Here is an 11776-nt window from a genome sequence, read left to right as displayed (position 1 = left end):
ACTCAAGAATTAGCCAAAACGTATTATTTTCAAGAGGATTACGAAAATGCATTGGTTTATTACGAGAAATATATTCACATACTTTCTACTAATAAAATTGATCTGTATCCAGCAGAGAACATAAAAATTGCCTACACCTATAAAAAATTAGGCTTTTCTGATAAAGCGGAAAAATATATTAATAAATATAAAGACTACTTGGATAAAGATGCGTCAATTTACAGAGAAGCAAGTTTAGCTATGCTTTATCTTTATGAAAATAAACCAGATAAAGCTATAGATGCTTACGGTAAATTTAGTTTACAAGATGGTTTTCAATATTGGATTTTATTATTTCTCGAAGAAGATCCATTAGTTAAATCTCTTTCTAGCCATCCTAAATATGATGAGGTTTTTCAAAAAATAAAAGATCGATTTTGGGAAAACCATAACAGACTTAAACAAATTTTGAGGTCTGAAAGACTGCTATAAATTTTTAATTTGATAGTGTTCAATTCAGTTTTGATTGTTTTTTAAAAACAACTAATTACACACTTCATTTAATGATTGATAATTCTAGTAAATTCCTTTTTAATTTCATTTCTTATCTTTTCTGGTATTTCTAATTGCTTTGTAATGCTATCCCAACTATTGATTGTATTTTGAATTTCCTTAATGATACCTTTTGGATTTTTAATTGCATAGGTTTCTGCAATGGTCATGATATCTGCTAATGTAATATTTGCCCTTTTGTTATTGATGGCCAACGCTCTTGATACGTTGCTGTAATTTAGATTGATATTTAATGGGTATGTTAAATCGTAGGCCGGTGCTAAACTCCAAGCATTGGTTTCTTTATTGTATATGAAACTGTGGTTTTTTAAATGATCATCTATATTAGCAAATACGAGATTAAAAACCATGCGTTTAAACAATTCTTGTATGTCTTTGTAAGGTACTTTAAGACCTAAGGCTAATTTGAAAACATTTTCATAACTCGCATCATCTGGTTTTTTGAAATCCCAACCTGTTAAACCTGTTACCGTTAATACGTGTTGTTTTTCGCCATTTTGCCTATCGTAACGTAAGGTTGCGAAGTGTTTGTTATCAATAAGTTTGGAAGGCATCATTTGAATGCCTACTTCTTGCGCCATAAGGTAGTATGTGTATTCTATCTTTTCTTTGTTGTAGCCCCATTCTTCATTCATGCTTAATTTTACCAAATAGTGATTATAGGCATTGCTATATTCAATATCACCAGGAATAATTTTGCCTGTTTCTTTATGTTCCGAAATTAGAATTTTAGGGCGTGCACCTCCTGCAGAAGTACCTATTTTAAAAATATTTAATAGTGCAGCATCATTTAACACTTCTGCAGCTGTTTCATTTTTTAGATCCAACACTTTATTTAATACTTCAACAATTTCGTCAATATTAATCGTTGATGATTTTGGTATTTCAGCTGTAGGATGATATTCCAATGCGCCCATACCACGATTGGATACATAAGTCAATTGCTCTAAAGGCGTAATTTTTTTGAATTCTTTATTTTTAGCTTCAAACCACTCTTTGAAGATGATGTTACCAAACATGTCTGGTAAAGAATCGGCAATTATTGGTGGTAACCCTCTAAAGGTTTCGCCTTCAAATTTATTGAATACTTGAACCCCTTTTATTCGTTTAAAAACGTAAGGAAAAATATTAGTGTATTGGTTAGATTCTAAAAATGTAGGGTTGTATTGAAAATAAGATGCTCTTTTATCTACATCATAGCCTAACTTTCCTATTTCAAGGCCAAATAAAACAACGTCTATGATATTATTTTTAGCCATTTTAGTACAGTGAGTTTATATCGTTAGACTTTTCAATGTCTTTTAAGGCTTGGTATAAATTGCTTAATAAATCGAAATGGTTTGCAATTTTTAATACGGTGTCTAATGTTGCATTTTTTCCACTTTCAAACTTTTGAATGGTATATCTAGAGATGTCTAGGGCTTCTGCTAAATCTTCTTGAGACATTTCGTAACTTTGTCTTTTCTGCTTGCAGAGCTTGCCTAATTGCAGTTTTACATCTTTAATAGTTACAGCATTAATCATTTTATTGTTTATTATATTACACAAATATAGTTAAAATACTTGAAATTGTTTATTATAATACACATTTTTTAAATCCTTTTATCTTTACTGATTTGGTCAAAAGCAATTAAATTGAACAACTCACGCATTCTTGAACGTACTCGATTTCCGTATCTTTCTTCTAGTTATTGCGCATTTAGGTTGGTGGTTACATGTGTTTTAATTTTACTTTTTACAAATAAATCGTAACGTGATAGCAGTATTTCTCCCATTACGTTACAATCTTTACCATAGTGCCTACCAATTGGTTCTACCCCTAAATCATCAAAGCAATAATAATTTTCATTTCCGTTATCTTCAATAGTTTTAAAACCAATATGGTTGAAACCAAAAACGGTGTTTCTACATGGAATTATTTTATAACTTTTTTTATGAGGTATAATATGACGTAGTATTTTCATTAAACTTGTTTTACCACAACCTACTTGGGCCTGTTAGTAAAATTCCTTTATTAGGATCGATTTTTAATTTTTTACAAGTTTTAAAATCACGAATAAAATAAATGCATAATTTGTAAAGAATAGCTTCATCCTCTGAGGATATTTTGAAGTTTTTACCAAATAATAATTTTCCTTTTGCTTCTAGATAGATTTGAATTTATTGGAAAGTCATAGATTATTTGATTCCCTATTAGTTCTCCTAATTGGTATTGGACACTGCCTTCTTGGATTATATGAGGTTGAAGATTTTTCATTTTTTTATTGATAAGATTGCCACGTCGTAAACTCCTCGCAATGATTTGTGTTAAAAATTTAGAATTTATTATGGACTCTGTTTTCTTCCATTACTTTTACAATTTCTTCGTAATCGAAATAAATTACTCCGCCTACTTTAGAATAGGGAAGTGTGCCATTAATTCTTAAGTTTTGTAGTGTTCCTGGTGAGATGCTTAATAAATCTCTGACTTCTGGTGATTTGAGCCATTTTTTTGGTGTAAAACCTGATTGATGATTGATCATAGCTTTGATGTCTTCTAATAATTCTACTTTAAAATCTTGAAAATCTTCTGTTGTAATAATTGTTGCTGCCATAGTTTTTTTTTAGAAAGAATTGGATAAATGTTTTAACATTAAACTCACTTCTTTATAGGTTAATTATTATTTCTATGACAAATATGAACTTAATATTCATAAAACAATCACAACCTTTACCCAAGATGGGTGTTTTTTACAACTCATTTACAATACTTTACATTATATTACTTTGTACTCCTTTAGAAAAAAAAGAAGCTATAAAAAAGTACAAATTATATGGATATAACCTGCATTCTAAAAACCCAAGTTGGGTAATTATTCATCAGATTCAAGTATTTTAGTTGTTAGGGATCCTTTAAGCTTATCAATGAATTTTGTTGGGTTTATTTTTCTTGAGCGTATTTCTAGGAATGTTCTGTAATAGTCTCCTAAATTTATATTGAACATCTCTTCAAAAGCCATTGCCAATTCTTTAATATCTGCAGTACCACTATTTACTTTACCAGCACTGTGAAGTGCATAAATTAATTCTACTAATTCTGTTTTATTACCTGTCCAAAATAATTGTGATTGTTTTTTAAAGGTGTTTCCGTTTGTTTCCATGCCTTTATCTTCTAGTTTATCTACTTCTTTCTTGAGATGAATTATTAGCATATCAAAAGCTAATATTGTAGCCACTGTGCTATCATGACTTGTAGAAAATTGTTCGTCTGTTAAAAAATGAAATGTTTCTGGATACAAACGCATATTTGCTTTCCCTCTTAAAAAATATTGTTCGTCTAAAAATGTAGCTCCTCTTCTATAATATTGATAAAATTCTAAGTTATCGTTGAAATAAGTTTGTAATTTATCTATATGATTATTATGGTACTTAACTATTGACTTAATACTACTTCTAGGTCTCTTACCTCCTATATTAAATAAAGTTACATAATAGATTACTTTACTATATACCTGAGGCTTGTATACTTTAAAAAATTGTATTTCGTTTAATTTACTTTTGAATTTTTTTCTAACTACAGTATTTCTAATCTCAATTAAAGTTTTCTTAGTTATTTTAATACTTTTTTCTGCAACTTGTAAAATGTCTTCTATTTCGGATTCTAATATTTCTAATTTATTCTCTAATTCTTTTACTTTTTCTTCATCCTTTTTCAATTCAGTTTATAATTATACTCTTAAATAGAGTTGTTTTCTATTTCATTTTATTTTTTACTAGTTATAAGGGTTTAAAAACTGTTGTATATGCTCTTTTGAAATTTTAGGGTTTGCACCCTCACTTTGAGCAACCAAAGCACCAACAGCACAGGCAAAATCTATAGCTTTTTGTGGATTTTCTTTATTTAACAATTTACTTGTTAGCGATCCTAAAAAAGAATCTCCAGCTCCTACAGTATCTATTACTTTAATTTGAAACCCACTATTGTAATATAATTTACCATCATACAATAAAACAGCCCCATGAGGCCCTTTGGTTACACAAACATGTTTGGTTTTTGTTTTTTCTGCAATAAATTTTATATTCTGTTCTAATGAATTGTATTTTGATCCTAGCGTTTTACACACTTCATATAACTCGTCATCGTTAAATTTTATAAAATCTGCTTTTTCCATTAAATAAACCAAGACCTCTTTAGTATAGTAAGGTTCTCTTAAATTTAAATCGAAGATTTTATATTTAGCAAATTCAATTAATTGGTATAAGGTATTTCTGGATGTTTCATCTCTTGCAACAAGGCTTCCAAAAACAAAGGCATCCGAATTTAAAACGATGTTTCTTGCACCTTCAGTAAACCTTATTTTATCCCATGCTCTTGGATATTTTATATCATATGATGCAGAACCTTTTTCGTTAAGCATTACATTTACTTTACCAGTTTGAAATTCTTTTTTTATTTGAATGTTCTCTGTATTTACTTTGTTTTTATTTAAAAACTCTACTATCTTTTCACCAAAATCATCTTGTCCAACAGCACTTACCATTGCTACGCTATTATTAAATGAACTTATTCTAGTAGCTACGTTTAGAGGAGCACCTCCAATTTTTTTATGTGCTGGAAATACATCCCATAACACTTCACCAAAACATACTATTTTTGACATATATTCTTTTTTTATAAAAAAAGAGACAAACGTAACCGTTTGTCTCTTTAAAAAAATTTACAATTACTTACTACTTAAATACTCAATACTATTTTTATATACTTTTTCTACATTACTTAAGTAAGGATTATTACGACCATCATTCATACTCCATTCCATACCACCTATACCAATTGTAATGATGTAACCTTCAAATCTCTCAAATGGATTCCAAACAATAATACCAGCAAAACTTTGTGCATCTATAGTATGATCCCAAATAGCTATAGGTTCTGCATTATACAACGAATTAAAAGTTGCATAAGGATTTGTAGTAATTGAGCTTAGATTCCACAAAGCATTGTGATCTTCTTTGTAACCAGAGTTTATAACAAAAGCTCTATTAACATCATAAACATCAAGACCATTTGATATTATATTAGAGACACTTGAACCACTAAAACCAATACCCCAAGTATCAGGATTAACACCTCCTACACCTGTACCAATAACAGTTCTTAAACCAGAAGTATCTCTACCTAATTCTTCAACCAAACCTGTACCTAAAAGACCAGCAACTATTTTACCACCTTGTACAAAGAACTTAGATAATACATTTAATTTATCTATTACAGCTTGTGGTTGTGCTGATGACCCAACCTGGTCATGAACATATACTAACACATTTACACCATTTAAAGTAGCTTCGCTTAAATCTGCATAAGAAATATAGACAAAGTCACTGCCATATGTTGCTTGTGTCCATTCTGCTGCTGCCTTAACATCATCATCAGCTATATCAGCTATCGTAGCTCCATCACCTAAAAATGCTATTTTAGATGGAAGTAATGTAGCATTAATGGTATAAACCCTTTCTGAAACCCCATTACTAACAGTAACCTCAACAGGGCTATTTAAATCAATAATAGAACCACTCTGTGGTGTTATTTCTAACCCCTGACCAACTTCAACCTCAAATAAAATTGAACTTAAATCTGTATTACCTACTAGACTTACATCAATTGTACCAGCAAGATGATTTATCTCAGCACTTTTACTATTGATAAATACCTTTTCTATAATTTCTAAAACAGAAACACCATCTGTATAATTTTCTCTTTCGTTGCATGATTGTAGTCCTAATAAAAGGACTACAATTACAACTACTCTTAATTTTATTATTTTTTTCATAATTAATCTGATTTTAATTATTTAGATAATCAATAATATTTGATGTAAGTAATTCAATATTACCTTGATAATCATTAACTCTACCATCGTTTGAATTAAATTCATAGCCAATAATGGTATTTTCAAGAGAAATAATACGTCCTGAAAAATCATTTGAGATATTAGTATCAAAGTTTGCATCAACAGCTCCATTAGTTGGTAAAAACTCAACAGCTCCATAACCAAATGCATCACCAATCCAACGTAGTGTACCTAATTTAACGGCATTCACGGTTTGTTCAAACAATAATGCAGCATCTTGACCACAACATCCTGGTGCTAAAATACCATCCATATGTTGCCACCATATTAATCTAACTTCTCTTGTACCTGCATTGTTTAAATAAAGCTCTCCATCACCTTCAAAAGTTAATCCATCATAAATTGGGTGCATTCTTCTATTTTCAGAATTGTTAGCATCTCTAACACCAAGACCCCAGATATCATCTGCAGGTTTATTTACATCAACACAACCACCAACTGGAGCACAACCAAATTCAGTATATCTATAATTCCCTAATGCTCTATCTGCACTATAGTCAGCAGGCATACGTCCTAATACATGAATAAAAGCTGTTGGATCACCAGCTAAAAAAAGATTACCCCCAGCTTTATGCCAATTTGTTAAAGCTGTAGCTTGTGGTGCACCTTGTTGTAATTCTGATGGTAACAAAGTCATTACGTTTGTATCTGTAGCAAAATACTGAGTACCATTTGTAAGTGGTGTTAAGTAATATAACATAACAACATTTGTATTTGCTAAAGCAGCTTCTGTAATATTTGCAATCTTGATATAAGCAAAATCATCAGGGTATTGTGCTTTTAAATATTCTGCTGCTGCCTTGGCATCATCATCTTGTAAAGTATTAATACAATCTGCTTCACCAATAAACACTACTTTTTGAGTAGAGTTTGAAGAAGATATAGTTACTTCATATGATTTTTTAAGGCCTTCTTGATTTGTAACAGTATATGTTATTGAGCCAGCGCTAAAATCTTGAGCTACCCCTGAAGCTGGAGAAATGGTTAATTCATCATTAATTGTTATTACAGGTGAGATTGAAGTTAAGTCTGTACCTGCTGGTAATATTACAGAAATTGTTGAATTTTCGTGGCTTATTGTACCCGTAGCCGAACAAACATCTTCAGAAGTTGCAAATAGATCTATAATTGGTGCTGCAAGTTGAGTAACCTTTACTTCATAAGATTTACCTGTAAAACCATCATCTGAAAGCACTGTATATTTAACTGGATTCGTAAAATCTTGAGCAACACCAGAAGCAGGGCTAGACGTTGTTCCTCTAGGTATTGTATATTGAGGAGTTAAAGCTTTAATATCTTCTTGACTTCCTACTGTAATTGCAATTGTACCATTTGCTTGGTCTATAACACCTTCGTTTTCTCCAATTGAGAAAGTCATAATCATAGGATCGCCATATGCTGCTATAGTTGCAGTATATTCTCTTGATACACCATTATTAGAAACTGTAAAAACTACTGGACCATCTGCAAAATTTACACTACTACCAGAAGCTGGATCAATAGTTGCACCTTCAGGTAATGACATATTTACAATTAAACTACTAATTTCTGTACCTGCTGGTAATGTTGTTGTAATTGTACCAGTCGTATGATTTATAGAAGCTGTTTGACCTCCAATCTCAAAAGATCTGATAATTGAATATGTATAATCAGGTACTTGATCTTCAAAAGTAATCTCATCATTACAACTTAACATAATACTAAATAGTAAACCTAAAAGAAGGAAACTTTTTACTTTAATAATTTTAGATATATTTTTCATCACTATAATTTTAAATGTTTTTATTTTAATTTTATTTTAATAACCAGATCTTTGTTTGTAAACACCACCTGTTGCATCTATTTCTATTTGAGGAATAGGCAGATATTCATCTCTACCAGGAGTAAATGAAGCTCCACTATAATAGCCTCTTTTGGCACTTTCAGATAACATATATGAATTTATCCAACTAGCTGCATCACCCCAACGAACTAAATCATAAAAATGATGTCCTTCATTATGTAATTCTAATCTTCTTTCCATACGTAATGCTTTTCTTGCATAATTTTGAGTTACACCTGTTGTTGGGTATAATTCTATAGCATAATTTGCTGCATCAACAGAATTATTATTGAAATCGTAAACTCTTGGCGAGTTCTTTGCTCTATTACGAATTTGGTTTATAATAGTCATACCAGTTTCAATATCATTTAGTTCGATTGATGCTTCTGCCTTCCATAACATCACATCACTTATTTTAATGATTGCCCAATCTAATGCTCCTTTAGCCCAAGGAAAACCGCCAGAAGCTCTTAAATCTGAATTTGGGTCTATTTGATTTTTCTTTCTTACAAAATATCCATAGGTAGCAATATCTCTATTCCAATTATCTTGCATTGGCATTCCTGTCCATTTCTTCCAAGTAATTCCTGGACGACCTATTGAATGGTCTAACCTTGGATCTACAGGAGTTGTAATATCTCTAGGACCTAAATCTGATGCATTGTATGTATCTAAAAGAGGTAAACCGTTAGCATCTACTTTAAATGCATTTACAATGTTTTGTGATACTTTACCAAAATCATCTCCATTTAAATAAGGATGATTGACATCGTCTGCTGGTGAATCTGGGGAATTTAATAAGTTTCCAAAATCTAAATTACCAAATTCGGAACCATCATTTATTGAATATTGAATTGCGAAAACATTTTCTTCGTTAGCATAACCAGGAGAAGAATATAACTTTTCTAAATCATCAACTAATCTATAAGATCCAGCAAGTACAAAATTGGCATTTGTTATTACTTCTTGCCATTCTCCTTGAAATAGTTTTGCTTTTGCCATATAGGCATATGCAACTAATTTATTTACTCTACCAAGATCTGTTTGTGAATTAGGTAAAATTGGAATTGCTGCGTTTAAATCACCTTCAATTTTACTCCATAAAAAATCAGAATCAAAAGAGTTTTCAATAGTCGCAACTTGATCAACTGGAGTGTTTTCATCTATATAAACAAATGATCCAAAATTCTTCATAGCTTCAAAATAAAAATGAGCTCTTAAAACTTTTAACTCAGCAATTCTTAATTCGCCATTTGCAAAATCAGGATTAGAATTTATTGCAGTAATAGCACTATTAATTCTAAATACTGAAAAGTAAATAGCTCGCCATAAGTTATAGACGTTTTCTGACGATGGAAATACCGAATGGATTTCTAATTGATGCATACCCCCTCCTGGGTTATCACCAACACCACCACCACCTTTATAGGCATCTCCACTTCTAATATCTGAGAAACACCAATTGGATGGTGCATGATCAAAAGGCCAGTTATCCCTAAATTCACCTGTATTGTACCTGTAATCTAGGGTACTGTATGCACTGACAACAAGTTGTTCTAAGTCTAAATTGTCTTCAGAAATAACATTTTCTGGACTAACTTCCAAAAAGTCTTCTGAACATGATGCCATACTTAACATCACTATCGTTAAAGTAATTATTAATTTATTTTTTTTCATTTTTTTAAAATTGTAAGTTAAACCCTAAACTGACTGTTTTTGTATGAGGATAGACTGCCATACCTGCAATCCCTATACCCGTTCTACTTAATCCTGGGACTTCATAATCAAACCCTGTGAATGATGTTATATTTATTAAATTTTCTGCTTGTAGATAAACCTTAGCTCTTGATAAACCAATTTTTTTGATTTTTTCATCATCAAAATTGTATGAAACACTAACATTTTTAAGTCTGAAAAAAGATCCATCTTCAATAAAATAAGTAGAAGCTCTTTTTTGATCATTAGTATCTGCTGTACTTAAGGTTGGTATTGTAGAGTTAGCATTACTAGGAGACCAAGCATCTAAAGTATTTAGACCGTGATTAAAACCAAAATATGGGAAATCTAATAGCTCACGTTGTGAATTATACATATCATTACCTTGACGACCATCAAAGAATAATCCAAAATCCCAGTTTTTATAAGAAGCAGAAAGATTAATTCCATACATAAAATCTGGATGTGGATTTCCAATAATAGTTCTATCATCTTGATCAATTTTACCATCTCCGTTTAAATCACGATATCTAATATTTCCAAGAGCTTTACCTGTTTGTTCTGCATGCACTGCAACTTCTTCTGGAGTTCTAAATAATCCATCAGCTACAAAACCAAAATATGAACCAATTGGATGCCCAACACCCGTGTAAGAAACCCCCTCTAATATAAAGTTGTTTGAATTACTTAGGCTGGTAACTTCATTTTTGTAAGCAGAAAATGTTAAATCAACACCAAACTTAAAATCATTCATTTTTTTTGAGGAATAGCCTAAAACAACATCAATACCTCTATTCACCATATCACCAGCATTAAAAAATAAGGTACTTCCTGCTTCACCAAGAACTGAAGGTTGTATTGTTTGTAATAACAAATCAGATGTGGTTTTTTCATAAACATCTACAACAAGATTGATACGGTTGTTTAATAAGCTTGCATCTATACCTAAATTTGTTTGATATGACTGTTCCCATTTTAAATCTGGGTTACCAACTTGATTTGGAGAAACACCAATGTCTATACCTCCATTACCTTCACCAGATAAATCATAATTACTATTTTCTATTGCTAATTGATATATGGAATATTGTGCATATTCTAAGATATCTGCATTTCCATTACCACCCCATGAAGCTCTTATTTTTAGATTATCAAATATTTTTGAGTCATCCATAAACTTCTCGTTACTAATAGTCCATCCTATAGAAGCTGTTGGAAAAATACCATACCTGTTATTTTTACCGAATCGAGAACTACCATCTCTTCGAATACTTGCTGAAGCATAATATTTATCAGAAAAATCATAAGACACTTTAGCAAACATAGACTCTCGCTTACTATCTGCACCTATACCATATGCATCTAAAATAGTATTATCTGCTATAATTTCATATTGATCTATCTTTTCAAAATCTACATTGGTACCTAAAGGAACTTGTATTCTTTTAAAATCATTATTTTGTTTTTTGCTATAGGTTTCATGACCAGCAAATGCATTTATTGAGTGATTACCTAACTCTTTGCTATAAGAAATTAAATTGGTAAAAATATATACATCAGTAACATTTCTATTTCTTGCAAACCTTTGATAATCTTGACCATTGTTAATAAAAATATTACCTAAAATACTTCCGTTTTGATTAAATGATGCTGTATGCTCATCAAAACTATAACTATTGTGGTCAAAATTAAATTTTGTGCTAAATTTTAGGCCATCTATTAAATTAACATCTGCATATACATTACCAAATGTTCTCCATGTTTTTTGAACATTGTCTTTATTAATATTCAAAAT

10 protein-coding genes and 1 pseudogene are annotated in these 11776 nt (G+C 30.8%); 1 reads left to right on the top strand and 10 read right to left on the bottom strand.

Annotated features, from left to right (window positions below):
• The coding region (locus tag ACTG3V_RS13795) for a tetratricopeptide repeat protein (protein WP_439132754.1) at positions 1-471 on the top strand (471 nt) is incomplete at its 5' end.
• Positions 472-539: 68 nt separating this feature from the next.
• On the opposite strand, the gene ACTG3V_RS13790 is transcribed toward ACTG3V_RS13795, so the two are convergent.
• The 10 genes and pseudogenes from ACTG3V_RS13790 to ACTG3V_RS13745 form a co-directional block, all read right to left on the bottom strand.
• A complete protein-coding gene (locus ACTG3V_RS13790) occupies positions 540-1811 on the bottom strand; it encodes a type II toxin-antitoxin system HipA family toxin (protein WP_439132753.1) in 1272 nt (423 codons plus the stop codon).
• A gap of 1 nt (position 1812) precedes the next feature.
• Positions 1813-2076 (bottom strand): helix-turn-helix domain-containing protein, encoded by a 264-nt coding sequence (locus tag ACTG3V_RS13785; protein ID WP_439132752.1) that lies wholly within the window; start codon positions 2074-2076, stop codon positions 1813-1815.
• A 68-nt stretch (positions 2077-2144) separates the two neighbouring features.
• Positions 2145-2809 (bottom strand): annotated as a pseudogene (locus ACTG3V_RS13780) (ATPase).
• Positions 2810-2867: 58 nt separating this feature from the next.
• On the bottom strand, positions 2868-3146 hold the full coding sequence (locus tag ACTG3V_RS13775; protein WP_439132751.1) for a helix-turn-helix domain-containing protein: 279 nt from the start codon (positions 3144-3146) through the stop codon (positions 2868-2870).
• A 258-nt stretch (positions 3147-3404) separates the two neighbouring features.
• On the bottom strand, positions 3405-4247 hold the full coding sequence (locus ACTG3V_RS13770; protein ID WP_439132750.1) for an RteC domain-containing protein: 843 nt from the start codon (positions 4245-4247) through the stop codon (positions 3405-3407).
• Between the two features lie 57 nt (positions 4248-4304).
• Positions 4305-5192 carry a carbohydrate kinase family protein gene (locus tag ACTG3V_RS13765; RefSeq protein WP_439132749.1) on the bottom strand — a complete coding sequence of 296 codons (888 nt, stop codon included), beginning with the start codon at positions 5190-5192 and terminating at the stop codon, positions 4305-4307.
• A gap of 63 nt (positions 5193-5255) precedes the next feature.
• Positions 5256-6362, bottom strand: coding sequence for a DUF4960 domain-containing protein (locus ACTG3V_RS13760; RefSeq protein ID WP_439132748.1), 1107 nt, complete (start codon positions 6360-6362; stop codon positions 5256-5258).
• 13 nt (positions 6363-6375) lie between these two features.
• Positions 6376-8205, bottom strand: a complete 1830-nt coding sequence (locus ACTG3V_RS13755; protein ID WP_439132747.1) for a DUF5018 domain-containing protein — start codon at positions 8203-8205, stop codon at positions 6376-6378.
• A 36-nt stretch (positions 8206-8241) separates the two neighbouring features.
• A complete protein-coding gene (locus tag ACTG3V_RS13750; protein ID WP_439132746.1) occupies positions 8242-9942 on the bottom strand; it encodes a RagB/SusD family nutrient uptake outer membrane protein in 1701 nt (566 codons plus the stop codon).
• Positions 9943-9946: 4 nt separating this feature from the next.
• Positions 9947-11776, bottom strand: a 1830-nt coding sequence (locus ACTG3V_RS13745) for a SusC/RagA family TonB-linked outer membrane protein (protein WP_439132745.1), incomplete at its 5' end; no start/stop codon positions are given.

Origin of the sequence: Polaribacter sp., from assembly GCF_965660385.1 — a bacterium.
Classification (GTDB): domain Bacteria; phylum Bacteroidota; class Bacteroidia; order Flavobacteriales; family Flavobacteriaceae; genus Polaribacter.
Note: the sequence above shows the minus strand (reverse complement) of the source record. Positions and strands in the feature narration are given on the sequence as shown.

What these genes read in the sequence shown, in the direction of transcription:
- ACTG3V_RS13790 (WP_439132753.1), bottom strand. Translation starts at nt 1,811, where the DNA reads ATGGCTAAAAATAATATCATAGACGTTGTTTTATTTGGCCTTGAAATA.
- ACTG3V_RS13785 (WP_439132752.1), bottom strand. Translation starts at nt 2,076, where the DNA reads ATGATTAATGCTGTAACTATTAAAGATGTAAAACTGCAATTAGGCAAG.
- ACTG3V_RS13775 (WP_439132751.1), bottom strand. Translation starts at nt 3,146, where the DNA reads ATGGCAGCAACAATTATTACAACAGAAGATTTTCAAGATTTTAAAGTA.
- ACTG3V_RS13765 (WP_439132749.1), bottom strand. Translation starts at nt 5,192, where the DNA reads ATGTCAAAAATAGTATGTTTTGGTGAAGTGTTATGGGATGTATTTCCA.
- ACTG3V_RS13760 (WP_439132748.1), bottom strand. Translation starts at nt 6,362, where the DNA reads ATGAAAAAAATAATAAAATTAAGAGTAGTTGTAATTGTAGTCCTTTTA.
- ACTG3V_RS13755 (WP_439132747.1), bottom strand. Translation starts at nt 8,205, where the DNA reads ATGAAAAATATATCTAAAATTATTAAAGTAAAAAGTTTCCTTCTTTTA.
- ACTG3V_RS13750 (WP_439132746.1), bottom strand. Translation starts at nt 9,942, where the DNA reads ATGAAAAAAAATAAATTAATAATTACTTTAACGATAGTGATGTTAAGT.